This window comes from Shewanella sp. HL-SH8, assembly GCF_051165765.1.
Taxonomy (GTDB): domain Bacteria; phylum Pseudomonadota; class Gammaproteobacteria; order Enterobacterales; family Shewanellaceae; genus Shewanella; species Shewanella glacialimarina.
In genome coordinates, this window is the sequence record NZ_CP195039.1 from 2,773,996 (window position 1) to 2,796,682 (window position 22,687).

Consider the following 22,687-nt stretch of genomic DNA (forward strand, 5'->3'; position numbering starts at 1 on the left):
ACGAAGTTGAACACAAGGAAATGTATTATGGGTTCAGTGACCACCAAAAAACATCAAAATGGTCTTGATTATGTCGAGGTCAGTACCGATTTATGCCAAGCACGGATCTTTCTTCAAGGGGCACAAATTGACCAGTTCATCCCGACTGGCAAAGCACCATTATTATGGGTATCAGCAGCAGACGATTATCAAGTAGGTAATGGGATCCGCGGCGGTATACCCGTTTGTTGGCCATGGTTTGGTATGAGTGGCAATGACGGATTTCCTCAACACGGTTTTGCCCGTACTCGGCTTTGGAGTCTTGACTCTATCAATATGCACGATGAAATAGTGGATTTGATATTTAGCCTAAAGCTCACAGAACAAGACCGCCAATATTGGCCACATGATACCGAAGTTAAAGTACTATTTACCCTAAGTGATACTTTATCCGTCAGTATCGTTAATAAAAATAGTGCTAACTATCCTGTCAGTTTAACCCAAGCACTCCATACCTATTTACCTATTAATGATATTCATCAACTGTCAGCCACAGGTTTTGACGGTTCTAAGTATATTGAATTTGGTCAAGGTCCTTATCAACAACCCAATGATAAAGTGAACTTTGATAAAGAAACAGATCGAGTGTACACGGATTTATCGCCAGTTCAGCACTTACACACGCCAACTGGGATTATCGAAGTTAGCCGAGAGAACAGCCAATCGGCAGTATTGTGGAATCCGTGGATAGAAAAGTCGACTCGCCTTTCTCGTTTTAAAGCAGATGACTACCTCACTATGGTATGTTTAGAAGCCGCCAATGTATTAGATGACAAGGTGACCTTATCTCCCGGCGAAATCCATACCCTAACAACTCATATTCGCTGGGTTTAAACGGTTAATTCTGCATTAATTCAACAATAGATAACATTACTTTTAAGCCAGAGTTTGATACGCTGGCTTTTTATTTAACTTCTTGAAGTGTTAATGATTAAAGGCATATTCACCGTTAAGCGAATATTACTACTTTTACTGCTGATGATTATCGGTGCAACTTGGTATGTCAGCCAAAATATTCACCCTATCAGTGTCAAGGTGCTCAACAAACTGTTATCACCCTATGATATTCAAGTACTGAACTTAGACACACAGTTAGTATCGATAAATCAACTGCGCATTCCTCGGCTTATCTTACAAATAGAAGACAGTTACATTTCCATACAAGGTTTTGAACTCACCCTAACAGATACCCTTGCCATAGCAAAAAAACAACAACTCGATCCCAGTGACATTGTTAAGTTGAGTAGTAAAAGCGTTTATGTTGATTTAGGCGCTAGCTTTTTTAAGCGTCAAACTCAGCAACAAACCGAGTCCAGTGCAGTATGGCAATTAGTATTTAACCACATCCCCGACATTGATTTAGGTGAAACGATAATTCGCTTACCCGCTTTGCCCGCTGCCGGACCTGAATTAACCACGGCTAATGGTGTTATGACTCATTTTCCCCACAGTTTAAAAATGGATACATTTACTCTCAACCCACAAGGCGCTTTATCTACCCTGTGGCGATTCGATGACAATGAATTATTTAACGTTAATGCGCAAATAATGCCAACACAATTGCACTTGTCCACCAAATTGAATCTCAAACAAAGTCAGCTTGGATTAAATGCATTATCAGACTATCTCACGGCCGCTATTACTTCGCTTAAAGCTAAGAGAAGTGAGCAGGAAACATACGGCATGATTGTTGGAATCCAACAACAATTAGCCACTGTTTTAGCCCCTCTTAATCAATATCAAATTGATATTGATGGTAATTGGCATGCCGATACCCAAATTAACTTAACCAATAATGAAATTTATTCGGTTAATCATTTCAGCGCACTCAAAGTTGAGTCACAAAAATTTGAGCACTTAGCATTTAATGTACCTGATGACTTTAAAATAGAAGTGGATGTTAAACAACAACCTGTTCCTGCAGGTATAAACCAAGGTGCGCAAAATATTTTTGCAGCCAAAATCGATATAGCGCCATTTGAACAACAAATCAGTGTTAATCAACTTCAGCTTAGTCAACTTCTTAAACAGTTGTTTGCGGATAATATCGCGTCTCAGCTTAATGCGTTTATTGACGGTCTAAAAGTTGACTCGCGCGACGCCACTAGCCAGATTGGTTTATTGGTATCAGTGCCTAAACCAAGTTTATTGTGGTTACCTTTAGCGGCATTAGAAACAAATGAACATTCAAATGATAATACTAGCACTGTAGTGCCAGTGAGTTTTTTCACACCTGAAATTATTGCCAGTGTCTCAGGCGGTATTATCGACAACACCTTTCGCCTAACTGATGTTCAGGTCAATGATTTAGGCGAAATCCATATCGCCCCTTCTGTTGAATTAGACATCACTCAAGCAGTTGATATGGTAAAGCTATTTACGCCATTAACCGAGTCACCCTTAGCGCTAACATTACCCTTTAATGAATTCGCCTTATCTAAAGCACGCGTAACCTTTGAAGCAGAATTTGAACGTTTATTAAACAGGCATAATAACAGTGAACAACATACGCTAAATAAAGACTTTACTGATAAGCTCATTATTATGCCTTCAAGCCAAATTTTAATGTCTCAGTTATATGTGAATAAAAATAACTCAGCATCAGAATCGACCATCGCCCAAACGAGCTCACAAAGCTTTACTAGTACAGAAATGAGTATTCAATTTCACCAACAAAGTAAACTTGAATCGACAACAGGTTATACTCAGCTAACGTTAGCCCCATTAAAACTTGAACTGCAAAAAGTTAACGCTGTAGCAATCGATTCCATGGGTAAAAAGCAATCATTTTCTGCTAAGAGTGCTCAATTTGATTGGCTGCCATCAACTCATTTTACATTGCAAGTAAACACAACTAACAGCCTTATTGATCAATTCCTTGCGCAAAGCAGTCAATATCAAATTAGTAGTCAATTAGATCATATCAAACTCAGCCAGACACTCCCAAAACAGCGAAAACAGGCGTTACTTAATTTAGGTCATGTCAGTTTAAAACAGCAAACATCTGTAGATAAAGGCTTAATTCAAAGCCAAGAACAATGGCAATTTGATAATATCAATGCCACCAGCCAACACTTCTTTCAGCCTAAATCTCAATCGCTAGCAGGACAATGGCTGCTAGAAACCGATATTAGCCAAGCATTACCTACCATAGGTAAAAATCAGCCTATTGCACCAGGTTTAAACATCGCAGGTCGGGTTAAGGTAGCGAGCAGCTATTCAATGAGAGAGCAGGATGGAATCCAATATTTTGAAATGTTAATTCAACCTCAGCTGACCGATTTAAACCTTGATTATATCGACTATTATATTTCAGACTCTTGGATCAATACTCAATGCCAATTTAATTGGAAACAACACATTGAAGATTCAATATCAACAAGTCAGCTAACATGCCCTGAAACCAACATTAATATCGCAAAAGGCCGTGCAGGATTACTGTTTAGCAATTTGAATTTACAAGCTAATATTGAACTCAACATGGATCCTACTAAGCCACTGAATAATTGGTTACAAAAGCTAACAGGACTGAGTGAAACAGATATCAAAATGACCCTTAGAGGTGATGCTTTGGGGGGCCAATTTCTTGTGCCAGAGTTTGTATTCAAACTGCATGATAAATCCCATGGCTATTTACTGTTACAAGGATTAAGCCTTGAACAATTGCTTGAGCAGCAACCGCAAGTGGGTGTGTATGCTGATGGCTTGTTTGATGGCGTTTTACCCGCCGAATTTATCAACGGTGAACTGACTATCTCAGATGGACATATAGCCGCACGACAACCTGGTGGCCTAATTAAAGTGGATAATAATGAAGCCATTGAACAATTAAAACAATCGCAGCCTTATCTGAACTTAGTCTTCGGTGCTTTAGAACATTTAAACTATCGTCAGTTATCGGGTAAATTTGCAATGCGCTCTAATGGCGATGCACAAATTAATGTTGCCATTAAAGGTAAAAGCCTGGATATTGCTCGGCCAATTCATCTTAACTACACCCATGAAGAAAATTTGATTCAATTGTACCGCAGCACCCAAATTGGTAATCAGCTACAATCGAATATAGAGAAGTCCGTTAAATAAGGAAGACACTGTGAAACTTGCCGCCCTGTTTGCTTCAACTTTGATGTTAATCAGCTTAGTTTCAGCCTGTACGCCCACGGTTAGAATTGAGCCATCAGATAAGCCTATTGTGATCAATTTAAACGTTAAAATTGAGCATGATATTAGAATAAAAGTGGATAAAGAACTCGATAATTTATTAGAAAACGAGCAGCTATTTTAATAGGAATTTAATATGAAATATACCTTACCCGCCCTATTAGTTAGCTTACTGCTCAGTTTCAATGCATCGGCGATGACGTTACAGGATGCTAAAAATAATGCACTTGTGGGTGAACAAATTAACGGTTACCTGGCGGTAATAACAAGCTCTGCCGAGGTTGAGGCATTAGTCACTGATATTAATGCTAAGCGTTTACAACATTATCAACGTATAGCTCAAAAGAATGGCCTCAGTACTGCCAGCGTAGCAAAACTCGCCGCAGAAAAAGCCATTGAAGCGGCTAATACAGGCCATATCTATCAGGATAAAAAAGGCATATGGCAAACCAAGTAAAGACACAAATACTTTGTTTTAACCACTGAGATAATTTTAATTTAACTACCGAATCAAATTAACGGATCAAATTGTTCAATAAAAAAGCCCAGAAACTTCTGGGCTTTTGCTTGAAACATCCTAAATCAAACCGGATTAACCACATCGACAAAATGATGAGTTAAGCCAAACTTATCCGCTAAATGCTGACCTAAAGCCTGAATACCATAACGCTCAGTTGCGTGGTGGCCTGCTGCAAAATAATGAATATTTTGCTCCATTGCACTGTGGTAAGTTCGCTCTGACACCTCACCACTGATAAATGCATCTACACCCATCTTAACGGCATAATCAATATAGTCTTGCGCCCCACCAGTACACCAGGCAAGGGTATTAATAGGTTTACTGCTATCGCCAATATGTAGCGCTGGTCTTTTCAACACCTGACTTATGTGCGCATTGAACTCGCTGGCACTCATGGTTTGCATTAAATGGCCATGCCATAATAAATCTTGCGGAACATCTTCATAAACAGTTGGATTTAAAATACCTAGTTGCTGTGCAAGTTGCACATTATTACCAACACCATGATGAGCATCTAGCGGAAGATGATAGCCAAATAAGTTAATGTTATTATCCATGAGTGCTTTAATGCGTTTGTATTTCATTCCCGTTAATACTTCAGGCTCATTTTTCCAAAAAAAGCCATGGTGAACCAAAATAGCATCGGCGTTCAAAGCAATGGCTTGTTCTATTAACGGTTGGCAGGCTGTCACCCCAGTCACAATTGTGCGAATAGCGCTTTTACCCTGCACTTGTAATCCGTTTGGCGCATAATCTTTAAATTTTGCGACATTCAAAAACTCATTTAAGTAAGTTGACAAAGAATGACGATCTATTTCGTTATGACTCATGGTAGTAATCCATTATTGATGCTGGGTTAATCATATTATTTTACAGTATCTGCTAATCAAGTGACACCCTGTAAAAAGCATGAAAAATGATTCATTTGAGTACCTTAATGCTTAAGACTAAGATGAATTAATATTTTTCAATGGTGTCAGGGACGGTACATGAAACATTTATCACGATTTTGGATATTAATGCTCTGCATTTTGGCTACGTTAGCCTGTTATGTAATGGGATTTTCATCTGGCATTGCCGCTTTTATAGGTTTAGGAATATTATTCGAGGTGTTGTTTTGGGGACTTATCATTGTTAAAAGTCGTGCTTCAAACAGACAAAACAACACCTAAAGTACCAACAATAACAAATACTGTTTAACATAAAAAATACCCTAAATTGGACTTTTGTGTCATTTAACCTATAAAATTAGCTCAAACCAAAAAGTAAGTTAGCTAAAAATAGGTTAAATTATGACAACATTATCAAAGGAAGACGTTATTAGCTCATTGCAGGCTGCATTAGAAAAACAGTCAGGTACTGCAGTTAACATCGAACAATCTGGAAGTTGGTATAAAATTGATGGCGGAAAATCAGTTCGTTTTAGTGAGCTAGAATCAATGCTAGCAGAAATGGATAGTGGTTCACAAAGCGTCACGAAGGTGGCAACAAAACCCGCAGCTAAAAAAGCCACCGTGACAAAAGCAAAACCAGCTGCCGCTAAAAAAACCTCTTCTACGACAGTTAAATCAGCTCAAGCGAGTGAAGGTTCAGGCTTAAGCCCAAAAGAGCTATGGCGTGCAAAACTTGAAAATACCAAAGGTAAAAATACCTTACCGCGTGGTTTTTAAATTGATTTAAATTCCAACAATAAAGGCGCTTTATGCGCCTTTGTTATTTCTAAACGTGATATGTTTAAATAGATTACATTGCTAAAGTTACATCGCCACATCAACTCGAACATAACCCTGTAAGTAAACCACTCTGACTTCATCTCCGGCTTTAAACACCATTCCAGGATCTAAGTCTTGAATGATCATCACTTGAGTACCGTCTTCTTGTTTAATCATCATTTCAACTAATTTGTACTCAAGATAATATTCTTGACTACCATATTGGTTCGCAATTCCACCACCTAATAGTGCCCCAAGTACTGTGGCAACATCTTGTCCGGATCCACCACCAAATTGATGACCAATAACCCCGCCAATAAGCGCACCGCCAAAGGTTCGCCATCCTTGGTTTTTATCGGCGACCAGTTGTTTCTCGGTAATGTTTTTAACCGATTCAACATAACCATAGAGTACTTTTTCAACGGGTACTGCTTGGTTTCTGTCGTAAGCTGCCAATACTGGCGAATTTACGCTGCCGAACAGAAATATTAACAGTAAAAAACCAGATAATTTACTCGCTGAGATGTTCAACATACGCTTTTTCCGTTAACTTAATAAGTAAGGCCTATATGCTAACTATAATCAATTGTGAAATCACTGTCTTATTTAAATGAGTTAATTAATTTTCCCCCACCAGAACAGGCCTTATCTGAACCTAACGGCTTATTAGCTGTAGGGGGTGATTTATCTCCAGCAAGATTATTGGAGGCGTATTATCATGGTATTTTCCCCTGGTTTAACGTAAACGACCCAATATTATGGTGGTCACCTAATCCAAGAGCAGTATTTACTCCCAAAATGAATTTTGGCAGTAAAAGTTTAAAAAAGTATCTAAAGAAAGTACCTTGGCGATACACCATCAATCATGCTTTTTTGGATGTGATGGCAGAATGCGCTCAGCCTCGAGCCGATCAAAATGGCACCTGGATCACCCCAGAAATTCAAATGGCTTATTACGAGTTACACTTACAAGGGTTCGCCCATTCGTTTGAAGTATGGGACGAAGATCGGCTAATTGGTGGCCTATATGGTATTCCAATAGGTAAGGTGTTTTGCGGTGAATCGATGTTTCATCGGCAAACCAATGCCTCAAAAGCAGCATTTACCATGTTAAATCAACATTTGGCAAAGCATGATTTTGCGCTTATTGACGCTCAATTAGTTAACCCACACTTGATTAATTTAGGCGCAGAGACAGTTAATAGAACCTCATTTTTGACGACTTTAAGACAAAATAGAGAACTAGATGTTTCACCTAATATATGGCTCAAACAAGAGGTAAAATTTGAATTCTAAATCTGTCACAGTAGGAATTAGTAAACCTTTTGATTGCAGCTATATCGTTGGTAATCAAGAGCAACTACTGGTTATTCAAGAGTCTCATCTTGATGGGCAATTGTTTGAACAATTACTCGCGATGGGCTTTAGACGTAATGGGAATGCGATTTATAAACCGCGTTGTCCTGCTTGCCAGGCATGCCAGTCTATCCGTGTGCCCGTGCAAACATTTATGTTGTCAAAACGTCAAAAACGCACCTTGAAAAAAAATCAACACCTGCATTGGAAAGTGGTTGAAAGCAGCACGGCTGCTCATTATGCATTATATGACCGTTACATAAGTGCACGTCATCACGGCGGCCCGATGTACCCACCTTCACAATCTCAATTTGATGATTTTTTATTGTGTGATTGGCTACCATCAACCTTTATAGAACTCTACCATCAAGATAAATTGATTGGTGTCGCTGTCACAGATAATCTTGCCCACAGCTTATCGGCAATTTACAGTTACTTTGATCCAGACTATGAAAAAAATTCATTAGGTTCTTTGATGATTTTAATCCAGTGCCAGCTGGCAAAATCCCTAGGTAAACACTTCATCTATTTGGGTTATCAAATCGATGAAAATCGTAAAATGTCTTATAAGCGCCAATATCGCCCTTACCAAATATTAACTGCTGACGGTTGGCAAAATGAAGAGCAAGTTAAGCCGTTATCTTGTTAACGGCCTTTACAGCAAGGCGTTTTTGCGGCATGATACGCCCGATTTTCATATTTGAAGGCTAATGGGATAATTTATTAATGGCGAAAGAAGACAACATTGAAATGCAAGGGACTATCCTTGAGACCTTGCCCAACACAATGTTCCGCGTAGAGCTTGAAAATGGACATGTGGTGATAGCCCACATTTCTGGCAAAATGCGCAAAAACTACATCCGTATTTTAACGGGTGATAAAGTCACTGTTCAGTTGACTCCTTATGATTTATCTAAAGGACGTATCGTCTTCCGCGCACGTTAATGATTATAGTTTTCGTATGAAAAAAACCGACTCTAGTGTCGGTTTTTTTATAGTCACTGTCACGATAATGTAGGCATAAAGCTGATTGGTATTCTGGTGCAATTTTTACTTCACAAAAACCAACTCAGCAAGCTCGTATCATTATAAAGCCATAAAAAAAGATGGCCGTGGCCATCTTTTTTTATGGCTTTATAATGATATATTAAGACACTTTTTCAGGTGTTTCACACTCGATATAAATCTCACCGTCTTTAACGTCGATATGCGCTATGCCACCGGCTTCAAGCTTACCGAATAGGATTTCATCCGCTAATGGGCGTTTAATCAATTCAGTGACCACACGGCTCATTGGACGCGCTCCCATGTCTTTGTCGTAACCTTTCTCAGCAAGCAAGGTACGGGCTTCATCACTGACCTCTAAGGTGACACGTTTATCATCTAACTGAGCTTGAAGTTCAACTAAGAACTTGTCGACCACTTTGGCAATCACGGTTAAGTCTAAATGGTTAAACCACACAATCGAATCTAAACGGTTACGAAACTCCGGTGTGAACACTTTATTGATTTCAGCAAGCGCATCTTGGGTATGATCTTGCTGTTGAAAGCCAATCGATTTACGAATGGTTTCTTGCACACCCGCGTTGGTTGTCATCACTAATGTGACATTGCGAAAATCAGCTTTACGGCCATTGTTATCGGTTAAGGTACCGTGATCCATAACCTGTAGTAACAAGTTATATACTTCAGGATGCGCTTTTTCAATTTCATCTAAAAGCACAACACAATGTGGGTTTTTAATCACCGCATCGGTCAATTGACCACCTTGATCATAACCGACATAGCCTGGAGGTGCGCCTATCAAGCGTGAGACCGCGTGGCGTTCCATGTACTCTGACATGTCAAAACGAATTAGCTTTAAGCTTAACGCAGCGGCTAATTGATTGGTCACTTCCGTCTTGCCCACCCCTGTAGGGCCTGCAAATAAGAAACTACCAACCGGCTTTTTATCGCTACCTAAACCGCTGCGAGAGAGACGGATAGCCGCTGATAAGCTCTCAATGGCCTTATCTTGGCCAAAGACCACCATCTTAAGGTTACGTTCAAGGTTTTTAAGTAAGTCCTTGTCAGACGAGGACACCGACTTTTCAGGAATACGGGCAAGTTTAGCGATAATGGCTTCGATTTCAGCTTGGCCAATGGTTTTCTTGCGTTTACTTGCAGGCATCATCACCATACGTGCGCCCGCTTCATCAATCACGTCAATGGCTTTGTCTGGTAAGTGACGATCATTAATGTGTTTGGCTGATAAAATAGCCGCGCTGCTAATTGCAGCTTGGGTGTAACGTACGCCATGATATTCTTCGTATTTCGACTTTAACCCCATTAAAATTTTAGTGGTTTCAGCAACTGAAGGCTCATTGACATCAATTTTCTGGAAGCGACGCGCCAATGCCCGGTCTTTTTCAAAAATACTTTGATATTCCTGGAATGTGGTTGAGCCCATGCAACGTAATTTACCACTGGATAATAATGGTTTAAGCAAATTAGAGGCATCCATCACGCCGCCAGAAGCGGCACCAGCGCCAATAATGGTATGAATTTCATCGATAAACAAAATAGCATGCTCATCTGCGGCTAACTCTTTCAGTAAGCTTTTAAAGCGTTTCTCAAAGTCACCACGGTATTTGGTGCCTGCTAATAATGAACCCATGTCTAATGAGTAAACCGTAGCATTCGCCATCACCTCAGGCACTTGCTTATTAACAATACGGTACGCTAATCCTTCGGCAATGGCAGTTTTGCCGACACCAGCCTCGCCCACTAACAAGGGATTGTTTTTGCGACGACGACATAAGGTTTGTACCGCGCGCTCAACTTCCGCATCACGGCCAATTAATGGGTCAATCACCCCATCAATTGATAATTGATTCAGGTTGGCTGCGAATTGCGACAACATGCTGCGATCTTCAGACGATTCTGATTGCTCATCTGTGTGTTCACTGCCGCCATCATCGGCTTTTTCTTCATCTTTTGAAAAACCGTGGGAAATGTAATTGACCACATCAAGACGAGTAATTTCGCAACGACGTAATAAATACACCGCCTGTGACTCTTGCTCACTGAAAATGGCAACCAAAACATTGGCTCCGGTGACTTCATTACGCCCAGATGATTGAACATGAAATACTGCTCGTTGCAAAACACGCTGAAAACCCAATGTTGGTTGGGTTTCTTTTTCATCTGCACTATCTGCAATAATTGGCGTGGTTTGTTGAATAAAATTATGCACTTCTTCACGAAGTTTATTAATGTCGGCCCCACAAGCAATCAACGCCTCATAAGCTGCGGGGTTGTCTAATAGCGCTAATAATAAATGTTCTACCGTCATGTACTCATGACGCGAATCTCTAGCTTGCTGAAACGCTAGGTTCAAGGTGACTTCTAAGTCTTTGTTCAGCATAAGCACCCCCTCAAATTAACCACAAACTGCAGAGTAAGATTATTATGTCTTAAGCTACACTATTCTTTCTCTAAACTACACAGTAACGGATGTTGGTTTTCTCTTGCACACTGATTTACTTGTAACACTTTAGTTTCAGCAATGCCGAATGAAAAAACACCACAGAGTCCTTTTCCTTGGTGATGAATAGCTAGCATAATGTCTACTGCTTGCTGTTCGTTCTTATCAAAGAAACGTTGTAACACTTCAACCACAAAATCCATTGGTGTGTAATCATCATTATTTAGGACTACCTTGTATAGGTTGGGCCTTTGTATGTCTGATTCAACTTTTTCTTCAACTTTTTCAATGCTGCCTATTTTAGCCATGCTTTAATACTAGCCTCTCATTTCAATACCGACCACATGATAATAATAAATTAATTTAATGTTGTCTTTTTGTTAATTTCTGCTTGACTTCTTTTCGTACAAATTTCATTCTGTTTGTCAGGCGGCGTTTAAAGACCGCTGAATAATAAGTTTTACTATCTTACTGGTAAGTAGACAAAAGAAGGAAGTGGAAGTATGGCAAGCGGAACTGTTAAATGGTTCAACAACGCCAAAGGATTCGGGTTTATTTGCCCAGATCAGGGTGGCGAAGATGTATTTGCGCATTATTCAACTATAGAAATGGAAGGTTACCGTACGCTTAAAGCGGGTCAACCAGTTTCTTTTGAGATAGAAGCAGGCCCAAAAGGGATGCATGCTTCAGCCATTTCACCAACTAATTAGTTGGATGGAACTATAAAGCAAAAAGACAGGGATTTTAATCCCTGTCTTTTTTATTTTTAGTAAATAGCTTTATCACAAACAAAAACGCGCCCAATTTAGGCGCGTTTTTTTAGTTTAAATATCAGCTTATGCCAAAATCAAACTGTTTAGTGTTTTGCTTGGGCGCATGGCTTGCTCAGCTTTAGCCGCATCTAAACGGTAATATCCGCCTAAATCAACTGATGGGCCTTGGGCTTCATTTAGCTCAGCAACAATAATTGCTTCATTTGATGATAAGTCAGCTGCTAGTTGAGTAAACTTAGCCGCTAATACCTTATCAGTTGTCTGTGCAGCAACAGCTTGTGCCCAATACATTGCTAAGTAGAAATGCGAGCCACGGTTGTCTAACTCACCCACTCTGCGTGATGGAGACTTGTTACAATCAAGAAATTGACCGATAGCCACGTCTAGTGCATCTGCAAGAACTTGAGCTTCTGTATTACCTGTTGTTTGACTTAGGTGCTCAAGTGAAGCTGCAAGTGCTAAGAACTCACCTAAAGAATCCCAACGTAAGTGGTTTTCTTTCTCAACTTGTTGAACATGCTTAGGCGCTGAACCACCTGCACCGGTTTCAAACAATCCACCGCCGTTCATTAATGGCACGATAGATAGCATTTTAGCACTTGTGCCTAATTCAAGAATTGGGAACAAATCTGTTAGGTAGTCACGTAATACGTTACCGGTAACAGAAATAGTATCTTCACCTTTAATGATGCGATCTAATGTGAAACGCGTAGCATCTACCGGTGACATGATGCGGATATCTAACCCTGCAGTGTCACTGTCAGCTAAATAGGTATTCACTTTTTTGATGATCTCAGCATCGTGAGCACGGTTGCTGTCTAACCAAAATACCGCTGGAGTATTGCTTAAACGTGAACGCTTAACCGCTAACTTCACCCAGTCACGAATTGGTGCATCTTTCACTTGGCACATGCGGTAAATATCACCCGCTTCAACCGCGTGACTCATAATAACATCACCCGCTTGATTGATAACTTTTACAGTACCAGCGGCTGTGATTTCAAATGTTTTGTCGTGGCTGCCATATTCTTCTGCTTTTTGCGCCATCAAACCGACGTTAGGTACACTACCCATTGTTGTTGGGTTGAATGCACCGTTGGCTTTACAGAATGCGATAGTCTCTTGATAAACACCGGCATAGCAGCGATCTGGGATCATTGCTTTAGTGTCTTTTAATTGACCATCAGGGCCCCACATTTGGCCTGATGAACGAATAGCAGCAGGCATAGAAGCATCTATAATGATGTCACTTGGCACGTGTAAGTTGGTGATACCTTTATCTGAATCAACCATAGCAAGTGCTGGACGTGCGGCATAAACTGCAGCAATATCTGCTTCAACTTCAGCACGCTGTGCGTCTGGTAAAGATTTAATTTTGGCATATACATCGCCAAAACCATTATTAACATCAACGCCTAACTCAGCAAACAAGGCACTGTGTTTATCAAATACCGCTTTAAAGAACACTTTAACGGCGTGACCAAATAAAATCGGATCAGATACTTTCATCATCGTTGCTTTCAAGTGAAGCGATAATAAAATATCTTCTGATTTAGCAGCTTCAATTTCATGGGTATAGAATTCAATTAATGCTTTCTTACTCATTACGGCAGTATCAATCACTTCGTGAGCTAATAACGCTAAACCTGATTTTAATACTTGCTCGCTGCCATCGGCTTTCGCTAAAACGATACTGACTTTGTCAGCAGCCGTTAACGTCACTGATAATTCGCTGCCATAAAAATCGCCTTCGTTCATATGAGCAACGTGTGACTTAGAATCACTCGCCCATTTACCCATTGAATGTGGGTTTTTCTTGGCGTAATTTTTTACAGACGTTGGCGCACGACGATCTGAATTGCCTTCACGTAATACAGGGTTTACTGCACTGCCTTTAATTTTGTCATAACGTGACTGAGTTTCTTTCTCAGCGTCAGTTTTTGGCTCATCCGGATAGTTTGGAATGTCATAGCCTTTAGCTTGAAGCTCAGCAATACACGCTTTTAACTGTGGCACTGACGCGCTGACGTTAGGTAATTTAATGATGTTAGCTTCAGGCTGGTTAGCTAATTGACCTAACTCCGTTAATGCATCAGCAATTTTCTGATCTGCTGTTAAATTTTCAGGGAAGTTAGCAAGCACACGACCAGATAAGGAAATGTCACGTGTTTCAACTTTAACGCCTGCGGCATTAGTAAAGGTACGAATAATAGGTAACAGAGAAAGTGTCGCTAATGCTGGTGCTTCATCGGTTTCAGTATAAATAATCGTTGGAGAGTTATCTTTCATGGTTTTTCCTACATTATTGTAAATTAATAATTTATTAGAATATTTTGGTGCGGATATAAAGTCGATTTCACGCTTATGTCATCATGCAAGCATAATCTGTATACATTGATGAAATGAAGTTGAGCCAATACACCTTATTAGTGAGTACCCATTAAATGTGCATCGCTAACCTGTGTTATTTGTTCCAACGCTGGTGAAATCCCCAATCCCATTTTTTATTATTATTAGTACTTGCTGCATTGCTTTAGATACCAAGCAATGAAAAATCAGTTACTTGCTTCACAGCAACCGTTGAGCTTTCATCGTCAAAAATCATATCGAAAGATCAATTGTCACTGGTACAGTAAACCCATTTTTTAAAAAAATTAGGTGCAGATCACAATTTTCAGGCCAACATCATAGAGCATTCTGAATAATATTCAAATTCCACTTATGGCGAATAAGCAGTAAACTTGTTGCTGTTCATTTTATTTTACTGTTTTAATGCTGATTAAACTTAAGTTAACCCTTGGTTTTCAATAGCCGACTTTACTTTGGCTAAATTGAGACAATTGCATAAACACACAAAGGCTTTCAGTTCCCATTATGGCGCTTCCCGCAAATAAAAAATCGACTAAAAAACCGTTTAACAGTAAAGCATCTAAATCTGCTTCAAATTTTTTTGCTGAAAAAAAACAAACATATAAAAAACCATCTCCTACTTCACCTCACTCGGGTAAAGTAAAGCCAAGGCCGTCAAACCCAGTCATTTTGTTGTTTAATAAACCCTTTGATGTGCTTTGCCAGTTTACCCGACGAAGCGGGCAGGCAGACCTTAAAAGATTTTATCCCCATAGCCGATGTTTATGCCGCGGGACGCTTAGATAGAGACAGTGAAGGATTATTACTACTCACTAATGATGGCCAATTACAGGCAAAAATTACCCAGCCAAACCAGAAAACATTTAAAACCTATTGGGTACAAGTTGAAGGCGAGCCTACCCAAGATGCGATAACCGCGCTTCAATTAGGCGTTGAATTAAAAGACGGTAAGACCTTACCTGCCAAGGTACGTTTAATGCCAACACCTGATGTTTGGCCACGCACACCTCCAGTAAGAGAACGCAAAGCTATCCCGACCAGCTGGTTAGAAATTCAAATATGCGAAGGAAAAAATCGCCAGGTAAGGCGTATGACGGCACATGTCGGTTACCCTACACTTAGATTAATCCGTTATAAAATAGGTCAATGGTGTTTGGATGATCTTCAAAGTGGTGAATTTTCGGTACTGCCAGCAAGCAGTACATAACGGCAATAAAGCGGCGTATAAACTAGGCTTATTGTTATTACAGTCGTGATCAATTTAAGAGAAATTTATGAGCCAGCGATATAAACCTAACACCACCGTGGCTACTGTCATTCATTGTAGCGGTAAGTTTTTATTGGTTGAAGAATGGATTGATGGACAAATACGTTATAACCAGCCTGCTGGGCATCTAGAAGCTAACGAGACCATTATAGCCGCCTGCAAACGTGAAGTACTGGAAGAAACAGGCCTTAATATCACCCCATCTGGGTTAGTCGGCATTTATCAATTTACCGCCGCCAATGATGTCGCATTTGTTAGGTTTAGTTTTTGTGTCGAGCTACCTGTGCAGGTCACTGCTATTCCACAAGACAGCGCAATTACTGCTACCCACTGGTTTACACGCGATGAAATAAGTTCAAAATCGACGCAAATGCGCAGCCCATTAGTGCTTAAATCTATCGATGATTTTTTAGACCAACAAGGCCAACATTACCCGCTAGATGTGCTGAATGCAGACTACTTTTGAACGCGGTATACATGAAACACACAAAACCAGCTTCAAGATAGCCCCAAAGGCTAATGCGTGATAGAATATGCGCCGCAGAATTTACACAATTTCCCTTTTTGCAATGCCCTAAAAGGGCGTTTCATTGATACACTGAACGGTTTATAGGATCTATGACATCAATCACACCCACTAATGGTAAAAAAGTCATCGTTGGCATGTCCGGCGGTGTGGACTCTTCAGTTTCAGCTTATCTGCTTATGCAGCAAGGCTATGAGGTTGAAGGTCTATTTATGAAAAACTGGGAAGAAGATGACACCGATGAATATTGTGCTGCCAGTGATGATCTTAAAGATGCACAATCGGTTTGCGACAAGCTAGGTATTAAATTACATACTGTCAACTTTGCCGCTGAATATTGGGATAATGTTTTTGAGTACTTTTTAGCCGAGTATAAGGCTGGCCGTACACCTAACCCCGATATCATGTGCAACAAAGAAATCAAATTCAAAGCGTTTTTAGAATTCGCTGATGAAATTTTAGACGCTGATTACATCGCTATGGGTCATTATGTCCGCCGGCGTGACAATGCCGATGGTACTACCCAAATGCTACGTGGTGTTGATGGTAATAAAGATCAAAGCTATTTTTTATACACGCTCAGCCATGAGCAAGTCGCACGCAGCTTATTCCCTGTCGGCGAGCTAGAAAAACACCAGGTACGTGATATTGCTAAAGAAATGGGCTTAATCACCCATGACAAAAAAGACAGTACAGGTATTTGTTTTATCGGCGAACGTAAATTCACCGACTTTTTAGCCACTTATCTTCCTGCATTACCAGGTAGCATTGAAACAGCTGAAGGTGAAGTCATTGGTACTCACCAGGGCTTGATGTACCACACTTTAGGTCAACGTAAAGGTTTGGGGATTGGCGGCTTAAAAAATAGCAATGACGACCCTTGGTATGTGGTTGATAAAGACTTAGACCGCAATGTGCTTGTGGTTGGCCAAGGTGGTCATCATCCCCGGTTAATGTCTGTTGGCATGATAGTGAATCAGTTAGATTGGGTTGATCGTAAAGGTCCTGCTGATGCAAGCAGTATTAGCGTAAAAACTCGTTATCGTCAACGTGATGTTAACTGCAAAATCAAACACATCAACAATGACACTATCGAAGTCATTTTTGATGAACCTGTTGCCGCTGTTACACCTGGGCAATCAGCAGTATTTTATGATGGTGAAGTATGCTTAGGCGGCGGCATCATTGATAATTTAATTAAGGGATAGGTAAGCCGCACAGTGACTGACAATATATTATATGAACGCACTATGGCTTTTGCAGGCATTTTACAGGCCATCGGGCAAGTACAATATATCGCCCGCCATGGTGAGAGTGACGAGCAAGCCCTAGCGGCAAGCCTTAATACTATTTTGGTGACTAATCCTGATGGCATTACCGATGTGTATCCTGATAAGGATTTATTGGATAAAGGCTATCAGCTTATTCAAAACCAACTAGGTGACGGCAGCAATAAAGACGTTGAAACTACGCGTTATCTGGTTGGTGTATTGGCATTAGAGCGTAAGCTATCTCGCTCACCTAACGGCTTAGGCATGCTTGCTGAACGTATAAGTCAAGTGCATCGTCAACTTCACCATTTTGCGATTACCGATGAACAAGTATTGGCTAATTTTGCCAGTATTTACAGCGATGTGATTAGCGCCCTTGGCCCTAAATTACAAATTTCGGGTAATCCTGCATTTTTAAAGCAAACACATGTGCAGCATAAAATTCGCTCACTATTATTATCGGCTATGCGCAGCGCGGTACTGTGGCGTCAATTAGGCGGCAAACGCCGCCACTTAGTGTTTGCTCGTAAAGCAATATTTGATATGGCTGTCAGCAGCCAGCAAAATAAATAATTCGAATCACCCTACAATATAAAAGTTCATCAAGGAGCTTCAAATGGATCTTTCCGCACTGACTGCTATCTCGCCGGTAGACGGTCGTTATGGTAGTAAAACCGCCTCATTAAGAGGGATTTTCAGCGAGTTCGGTCTTACTAAGTACCGCGTACAAGTTGAGATCAACTGGTTAAAATTGTTATCTAGCTGTCCTGACATTGAAGAAGTGCCACCGTTCAGTGAAACAGCACTGGCTTTATTAGACAGCATCAAAGATAACTTCAGTGAGCAAGATGCATTACGTGTTAAAGCTATCGAAAGCACCACTAACCATGATGTCAAAGCCGTTGAATACTTCATTAAAGAACAAATTGCTGACAATGCTGAATTAGTCGCAATAGATGAATTTGTTCACTTTGCTTGTACATCTGAAGACATCAACAACCTGTCACATGGGTTAATGTTAAAAGAAGCACGTGAATTAGTGCTTGTTCCTCAGTGTCAGCAAATTATTGATGCTATTAAAAAACTAGCCCATGACAATAAAACCGTGCCTTTAATGTCGCGTACCCATGGACAACCAGCCTCACCTTCTACCTTAGGTAAAGAAATGGCTAACGTGGTTGTCCGTTTAGAGCGCCAATTGAAGCAAATTAAAGCCGTAGAAATTATGGGTAAGATTAATGGTGCGGTAGGTAACTATAACGCCCACCTATCAGCATACCCAGAAGTAGATTGGCATGCATTGTCACAACGTTTTGTGACCAGTTTAGGTATTCATTGGAATGCTTACACCACTCAAATTGAACCGCATGATTATATTGCAGAGCTATTTGATGCTATCGCGCGCTTTAACACCATTTTAATCGATTTCGATCGTGATATTTGGGGCTATGTGGCATTAGGTCACTTCAAACAACGTACCATTGCTGGTGAAATTGGTTCTTCAACCATGCCACATAAAGTTAACCCTATCGACTTTGAAAACTCTGAAGGTAACTTAGGCATCGCCAATGCATTAATGCAACACTTAGCGGCCAAATTACCGGTTTCTCGCTGGCAGCGCGACCTTACCGACTCAACGGTATTACGTAACTTAGGTGTGGGTATTGCACATTCATTGATTGCATATCAAGCCACGTTAAAAGGCATTAGCAAGCTAGAAGTCAACGAAGCGCATCTTCGTGCAGAATTAGATGTTAACTGGGAAGTACTTGCTGAGCCCGTGCAAACCGTTATGCGTCGTTATGGCATTGAAAAGCCATATGAGAAGCTAAAAGAATTAACCCGCGGTAAGCGCATAGATGCACAACAATTAGCGGTATTTATCGATGGACTTGAGCTACCCGCTGAAGTAAAAATCGAACTTAAGAAAATGACCCCAGCTAATTACATTGGCCGTGCAGAAGCCTTTGTTGACGAACTAAAATAAGACGTCAGCTGAGGTGTATTAACCTCACTGAATCTAGCGGCAGTTCGATATTCGAGTTGCCGCTTTTCTTTTATAATGCTTTCACACCGAACAGAGAGTAAGACCATGTATCAATTAACTTTTGACACCCAAGCATTCATAAAAAAGCACTGGCAACAAACCCCAGTAGTATTAACACAAGCCTTCGAGGACTTTGTTGACCCTATTGCCGCAGATGAATTAGCTGGTCTTGCTTGTGAAGAAGAAATTTCATCACGTATTGTGGTCACTGAAGCAAACCAGAATCAATGGAACGTTATTCAAGGTCCATTTGAAGATTATGATGCTTATGGTGAGACCCACTGGCAACTGTTAGTTCAGGCCGTTAATCATTGGTATCCAGACTCGCAACCATTAGTTGATGCTTTCCGCTTTTTACCTGATTGGCGTTTTGATGATTTAATGGTGTCCTTTGCGACCCCATTAGGCGGAGTCGGACCACACATAGATAATTATGATGTGTTTATTATTCAAGGTGAAGGTGAACGCCGCTGGAAAGTGGGTAATAAAGGCGATCATAAACGTCGAGGTGGTGACGAAAACTCGCCATTAGTAGAAGATTTTGAGCCGATTATCGGCGTGGTATTGAAAAAAGGTGATGTGTTATATATCCCACCTGGATACCCACATTGCGGTGAAACCTTATCTTTAGCAATAAGCTATTCAATAGGTTTCAGGGCACCAAGCCAACAAGAGTTGCTAACTCAGCTAGCGGATTCACTGATTGATAACAACAGTGGCCACCAGCGTTTCACCTCAGACTCAGAAGCCCTAGAACCAGGAATAGTGAGTCAAGAACAACAACAAGGGATTATGCAGCTATTAGCTGAGCTGGCTACCCAACCTGAAAAATATCAAACTATGTTAGGTAAGCTATTAAGTCAAAATCGTTTTGAGCTTGATATTTGTGAAGGTGAAGAGCCGCTTGATTTAGAAGAATTACAACAAGTCATTGAAGATGGCGCCAGCATATTGCGCATTGGCGGCTTAAAAGTATTACGTTTAGAAAATGATAATATTAGCCGCTTGTTTATTAATGGTGAAGTGTTTGCACTTGAAAATGTTACCGAAGCAGAACTTGTCAGCTTTGCTAATACTGTGAATTTAGACAATGAACTTGCTGCAACAATGTTCGACAATTTAGCGATTGCAGAACTATTAGTTGAGCTGATAAATCAGGGTCTGTATTACCTAGCTGAGTAATGTTTAAACTCATTTGAATAAAATAAAAAAGGCACTCAATGTGCCTTTTTTAATCTATAAACCCAGTCAACATATGTTACTAAAATTTACGATCAGAGCTTACGTTCAGAGCTTAAGACCAAAGCTTTTCATCTTCATGCATTCTGTATAGACTTTCTGCACGAGTTACCAATAAATTAGCAAATTTAAGCTGGGTCTGATCACGCGTTGCACCAGATTTATGTAAATTTTCAGCTTTAAGTTGCCACATCATTGAAAAGTGACGCATTGCTTCACGAGCTGTTTTAGCCACTTTCACATCGACATAATCTGTAGGTAAATCACCAGACATCACCCAAAAGGTTTGTTTAGTCGGTTGTTTAGAATCCATCTTCCAAATCGCTAAATAAGGTGCAAGGTAACGACTTTCTTCTGCATACACTTTATTTGGCAGCACACCTTTTTCAGCTAAAAAACGATTGGCTTTTTGAAATTGTGTTTTTACCCAATCTTGTCTTAATGCTTCTTGATCTACAGCGGGTGTTGCAACCTGCTCAACTACTTCATCAGTCATAACACTTCCTATCTTATTGTTATCACGCATTCGTCGGTCATAATTCAAGCACCAACGACACTTAATTTAACACACATCCTAAAATACTTTACGTTTACGTAAAGTGGCAAGCAAAATTGCCAGCTTAATTTCAAAATTTACGACATCAGGCTTTGTTGAGAGTATCGCTAAATGCTATCTTGCTGCAATACCAAATAACGAATTTGGTACATATTTGATATTTTGACCTTAGACCATACAAAAGTAGTACTAAGCCATTGGTGTAGCTCAATCTACCCTTGCTGAATTGTTACTTTCAATCTTGTCTATTCCTGTGTTCAAGTATTATCAAATATGCTAATAATTAAGTGTTGGAAAACTAACACACGACCCAAAGCAAGTGGAGAATTTACGTGGCGGTATTTAATCATGTCTCGTTTGATGAGCACGAACAAGTGGTGTTTTGTCATGATAAAGAAAGTGGCTTAAAAGCCATTATTGCGGTGCACAATACCAACAAAGGCCCCGCTGTGGGTGGTTGTAGAATGTGGAATTATCAATCTGATGATGAAGCATTGACAGACGTCTTGCGTCTTTCTAGAGGGATGACATATAAAAATGCCCTTGCTGGTTTAACTATGGGTGGAGGTAAAGCCGTTATTATTGCCGATCCTAAAACCACTGACCGTGAAAAACTGTTCCTCGCTTTTGGTCGTTTTGTTAATAGCTTAGGCGGAAAATACTACTCTGCGGAAGACGTTGGCGTATCCACATCAGATATGATGATAGCCAACCGTGAAACCCCTTATGTAGCAGGACTTGAAGGCAAGTCAGGTGATCCTTCGCCGTTAACAGCTCTAGGTACCTATTTAGGCATTAAAGCGGCCATTAAACACCAACGTGGAATTGATAGCTTAGAAGGTATTAAAGTGTCAGTTCAAGGTGTTGGCCATGTCGGATACTATTTGTGTAAACATTTACATGAAGCCGGTGCAAAACTCATTGTTACTGATATTCATCAAGCGTCTCTTGACCGTGTCGCAACCGAGTTTGGTGCTACCCTAGTAGAGCCGCAGGATATCTACAACCAAGATGTTGATGTGTATGCACCTTGTGCCTTAGGGGCAACGTTAAATGACATTACATTACCTTTATTAAAAGCCACTATTGTCGCAGGTTGTGCCAACAATCAACTAGCTGAAGTGCGTCACGGTGAAAAGCTCAAAGAAATGGGTATTTTATACGCACCTGATTATGTGATTAATGCCGGTGGTATTATTAATGTCTCTTTTGAAAATAACTATGATAAAGCAGCTGCAACCGCTAAGGTTGAGCAAATTTATCAAACATTATTAACTGTGTTTACTCGCGCAGATGCTGAAAACCGCACAACAGGTTCAGTCGCCGATGAAATGGCTCGTGCCATTATTAATGCAGGCCGTTAAATCAGTTCAAAGTAATGATA

22 protein-coding genes and 1 pseudogene are annotated in these 22,687 nt (G+C 40.3%); 17 read left to right on the forward strand and 6 right to left on the reverse strand.

From position 1 onward, the window contains the following. Nucleotides 1-27 precede the first annotated feature (27 nt). The 4 genes from ACRWQN_RS12250 (at nt 28) to ACRWQN_RS12265 (ending at nt 4,657) form a co-directional block, all read left to right on the forward strand. Entirely contained in the window at nt 28-873 is an 846-nt protein-coding gene (locus ACRWQN_RS12250; RefSeq protein ID WP_434938005.1) for a D-hexose-6-phosphate mutarotase, read from the forward strand. A 93-nt stretch (nt 874-966) separates the two neighbouring features. Continuing rightward, nucleotides 967-4,122 carry a YdbH domain-containing protein gene (locus tag ACRWQN_RS12255; RefSeq protein ID WP_434938007.1) on the forward strand — a complete coding sequence of 1,052 codons (3,156 nt, stop codon included), beginning with the start codon at nt 967-969 and terminating at the stop codon, nt 4,120-4,122. Nucleotides 4,123-4,165: 43 nt separating this feature from the next. Further along, nucleotides 4,166-4,324: a YnbE family lipoprotein gene (locus ACRWQN_RS12260; RefSeq protein ID WP_226415897.1), complete on the forward strand. Its 159-nt coding sequence runs from the start codon at nt 4,166-4,168 to the stop codon at nt 4,322-4,324. Between the two features lie 12 nt (nt 4,325-4,336). Continuing rightward, entirely contained in the window at nt 4,337-4,657 is a 321-nt protein-coding gene (locus tag ACRWQN_RS12265) for a YdbL family protein (RefSeq protein WP_434926380.1), read from the forward strand. Between the two features lie 125 nt (nt 4,658-4,782). Here the strand turns inward: ACRWQN_RS12265 and ACRWQN_RS12270 are convergent, their stop codons facing one another. Next, nucleotides 4,783-5,535 carry a Nif3-like dinuclear metal center hexameric protein gene (locus ACRWQN_RS12270; RefSeq protein WP_434940652.1) on the reverse strand — a complete coding sequence of 251 codons (753 nt, stop codon included), beginning with the start codon at nt 5,533-5,535 and terminating at the stop codon, nt 4,783-4,785. Between the two features lie 174 nt (nt 5,536-5,709). On the opposite strand from ACRWQN_RS12270, the gene ACRWQN_RS12275 reads away from it, so the two are divergent. Further along, the gene (locus ACRWQN_RS12275; RefSeq protein ID WP_434938009.1) at nt 5,710-5,892 is read left to right on the forward strand and encodes a hypothetical protein; all 183 of its coding nucleotides are present in this window, start codon (nt 5,710-5,712) and stop codon (nt 5,890-5,892) included. 120 nt (nt 5,893-6,012) lie between these two features. After that, nucleotides 6,013-6,390: a hypothetical protein gene (locus ACRWQN_RS12280; protein WP_434938011.1), complete on the forward strand. Its 378-nt coding sequence runs from the start codon at nt 6,013-6,015 to the stop codon at nt 6,388-6,390. An 87-nt stretch (nt 6,391-6,477) separates the two neighbouring features. Here ACRWQN_RS12280 and ACRWQN_RS12285 read toward each other — a convergent pair whose 3' ends face one another. Then, nucleotides 6,478-6,966: a glycine zipper 2TM domain-containing protein gene (locus ACRWQN_RS12285; RefSeq protein WP_434938013.1), complete on the reverse strand. Its 489-nt coding sequence runs from the start codon at nt 6,964-6,966 to the stop codon at nt 6,478-6,480. Nucleotides 6,967-7,020: 54 nt separating this feature from the next. On the opposite strand from ACRWQN_RS12285, the gene aat reads away from it, so the two are divergent. The 3 genes from aat to infA all read left to right on the forward strand — a co-directional run bounded on the left by aat (nt 7,021) and on the right by infA (nt 8,733). Further along, nucleotides 7,021-7,728: a leucyl/phenylalanyl-tRNA--protein transferase gene (gene aat, locus ACRWQN_RS12290; protein ID WP_434938015.1), complete on the forward strand. Its 708-nt coding sequence runs from the start codon at nt 7,021-7,023 to the stop codon at nt 7,726-7,728. Then, nucleotides 7,718-8,437, forward strand: a complete 720-nt coding sequence (locus tag ACRWQN_RS12295; RefSeq protein WP_434938017.1) for an arginyltransferase — start codon at nt 7,718-7,720, stop codon at nt 8,435-8,437. The genes aat and ACRWQN_RS12295 overlap by 11 nt, the downstream gene beginning before the upstream one ends. Before the next feature lie 77 nt (nt 8,438-8,514). Next, entirely contained in the window at nt 8,515-8,733 is a 219-nt protein-coding gene (infA, locus tag ACRWQN_RS12300; protein WP_011496276.1) for a translation initiation factor IF-1, read from the forward strand. A gap of 202 nt (nt 8,734-8,935) precedes the next feature. On the opposite strand, the gene clpA is transcribed toward infA, so the two are convergent. Together clpA and clpS are read right to left on the reverse strand one after the other, a co-directional pair. Beyond that, entirely contained in the window at nt 8,936-11,194 is a 2,259-nt protein-coding gene (clpA, locus tag ACRWQN_RS12305) for an ATP-dependent Clp protease ATP-binding subunit ClpA (RefSeq protein WP_434938019.1), read from the reverse strand. Between the two features lie 59 nt (nt 11,195-11,253). After that, nucleotides 11,254-11,562, reverse strand: coding sequence for an ATP-dependent Clp protease adapter ClpS (gene clpS, locus ACRWQN_RS12310; protein ID WP_434938021.1), 309 nt, complete (start codon nt 11,560-11,562; stop codon nt 11,254-11,256). Between the two features lie 195 nt (nt 11,563-11,757). Between clpS and cspD the strand changes: the two genes are divergently transcribed. Beyond that, nucleotides 11,758-11,964: a cold shock domain-containing protein CspD gene (gene cspD / locus ACRWQN_RS12315; RefSeq protein WP_226415349.1), complete on the forward strand. Its 207-nt coding sequence runs from the start codon at nt 11,758-11,760 to the stop codon at nt 11,962-11,964. A gap of 126 nt (nt 11,965-12,090) precedes the next feature. Here the strand turns inward: cspD and ACRWQN_RS12320 are convergent, their stop codons facing one another. Then, nucleotides 12,091-14,316, reverse strand: a complete 2,226-nt coding sequence (locus ACRWQN_RS12320; protein ID WP_434938023.1) for an NADP-dependent isocitrate dehydrogenase — start codon at nt 14,314-14,316, stop codon at nt 12,091-12,093. A gap of 585 nt (nt 14,317-14,901) precedes the next feature. Between ACRWQN_RS12320 and ACRWQN_RS12325 the strand changes: the two are divergent. The 6 genes and pseudogenes from ACRWQN_RS12325 to ACRWQN_RS12350 all read left to right on the forward strand — a co-directional run bounded on the left by ACRWQN_RS12325 (nt 14,902) and on the right by ACRWQN_RS12350 (nt 20,690). Then, a pseudogene (locus ACRWQN_RS12325) lies at nt 14,902-15,604 on the forward strand (rRNA large subunit pseudouridine synthase E). 67 nt (nt 15,605-15,671) lie between these two features. Next, nucleotides 15,672-16,130: an NUDIX hydrolase gene (locus ACRWQN_RS12330; RefSeq protein WP_434938025.1), complete on the forward strand. Its 459-nt coding sequence runs from the start codon at nt 15,672-15,674 to the stop codon at nt 16,128-16,130. A gap of 152 nt (nt 16,131-16,282) precedes the next feature. Continuing rightward, nucleotides 16,283-17,398 (forward strand): tRNA 2-thiouridine(34) synthase MnmA, encoded by a 1,116-nt coding sequence (gene mnmA, locus ACRWQN_RS12335; protein WP_226415339.1) that lies wholly within the window; start codon nt 16,283-16,285, stop codon nt 17,396-17,398. Nucleotides 17,399-17,410: 12 nt separating this feature from the next. After that, nucleotides 17,411-18,034: a high frequency lysogenization protein HflD gene (gene hflD / locus ACRWQN_RS12340; protein WP_264177966.1), complete on the forward strand. Its 624-nt coding sequence runs from the start codon at nt 17,411-17,413 to the stop codon at nt 18,032-18,034. Between the two features lie 43 nt (nt 18,035-18,077). Continuing rightward, nucleotides 18,078-19,448: an adenylosuccinate lyase gene (gene purB / locus ACRWQN_RS12345; protein ID WP_226415337.1), complete on the forward strand. Its 1,371-nt coding sequence runs from the start codon at nt 18,078-18,080 to the stop codon at nt 19,446-19,448. Nucleotides 19,449-19,553: 105 nt separating this feature from the next. Continuing rightward, complete coding sequence (locus ACRWQN_RS12350) at nt 19,554-20,690, forward strand: JmjC domain-containing protein (RefSeq protein WP_434938027.1); 1,137 nt, start codon at nt 19,554-19,556, stop codon at nt 20,688-20,690. A gap of 112 nt (nt 20,691-20,802) precedes the next feature. On the opposite strand, the gene ACRWQN_RS12355 is transcribed toward ACRWQN_RS12350, so the two are convergent. Next, a complete protein-coding gene (locus ACRWQN_RS12355; protein WP_235084457.1) occupies nt 20,803-21,243 on the reverse strand; it encodes a DUF4826 family protein in 441 nt (146 codons plus the stop codon). Between the two features lie 392 nt (nt 21,244-21,635). Here ACRWQN_RS12355 and ACRWQN_RS12360 point away from each other — a divergent pair, with 392 nt between their 5' ends. Next, a complete protein-coding gene (locus tag ACRWQN_RS12360) occupies nt 21,636-22,667 on the forward strand; it encodes a Glu/Leu/Phe/Val dehydrogenase dimerization domain-containing protein (protein WP_434938029.1) in 1,032 nt (343 codons plus the stop codon). Nucleotides 22,668-22,687: the final 20 nt, after the last annotated feature.

Coding starts and splice junctions, on each gene's coding strand:
- ACRWQN_RS12250 (WP_434938005.1), top strand. CDS start 28: ATGGGTTCAGTGACCACCAAAAAACATCAAAATGGTCTTGATTATGTC.
- ACRWQN_RS12255 (WP_434938007.1), top strand. CDS start 967: ATGATTAAAGGCATATTCACCGTTAAGCGAATATTACTACTTTTACTG.
- ACRWQN_RS12260 (WP_226415897.1), top strand. CDS start 4,166: ATGTTAATCAGCTTAGTTTCAGCCTGTACGCCCACGGTTAGAATTGAG.
- ACRWQN_RS12265 (WP_434926380.1), top strand. CDS start 4,337: ATGAAATATACCTTACCCGCCCTATTAGTTAGCTTACTGCTCAGTTTC.
- ACRWQN_RS12275 (WP_434938009.1), top strand. CDS start 5,710: ATGAAACATTTATCACGATTTTGGATATTAATGCTCTGCATTTTGGCT.
- ACRWQN_RS12280 (WP_434938011.1), top strand. CDS start 6,013: ATGACAACATTATCAAAGGAAGACGTTATTAGCTCATTGCAGGCTGCA.
- ACRWQN_RS12285 (WP_434938013.1), bottom strand. CDS start 6,966: ATGTTGAACATCTCAGCGAGTAAATTATCTGGTTTTTTACTGTTAATA.
- infA (WP_011496276.1), top strand. CDS start 8,515: ATGGCGAAAGAAGACAACATTGAAATGCAAGGGACTATCCTTGAGACC.
- clpA (WP_434938019.1), bottom strand. CDS start 11,194: ATGCTGAACAAAGACTTAGAAGTCACCTTGAACCTAGCGTTTCAGCAA.
- clpS (WP_434938021.1), bottom strand. CDS start 11,562: ATGGCTAAAATAGGCAGCATTGAAAAAGTTGAAGAAAAAGTTGAATCA.
- cspD (WP_226415349.1), top strand. CDS start 11,758: ATGGCAAGCGGAACTGTTAAATGGTTCAACAACGCCAAAGGATTCGGG.
- ACRWQN_RS12320 (WP_434938023.1), bottom strand. CDS start 14,316: ATGAAAGATAACTCTCCAACGATTATTTATACTGAAACCGATGAAGCA.
- ACRWQN_RS12330 (WP_434938025.1), top strand. CDS start 15,672: ATGAGCCAGCGATATAAACCTAACACCACCGTGGCTACTGTCATTCAT.
- mnmA (WP_226415339.1), top strand. CDS start 16,283: ATGACATCAATCACACCCACTAATGGTAAAAAAGTCATCGTTGGCATG.
- purB (WP_226415337.1), top strand. CDS start 18,078: ATGGATCTTTCCGCACTGACTGCTATCTCGCCGGTAGACGGTCGTTAT.
- ACRWQN_RS12350 (WP_434938027.1), top strand. CDS start 19,554: ATGTATCAATTAACTTTTGACACCCAAGCATTCATAAAAAAGCACTGG.
- ACRWQN_RS12355 (WP_235084457.1), bottom strand. CDS start 21,243: ATGACTGATGAAGTAGTTGAGCAGGTTGCAACACCCGCTGTAGATCAA.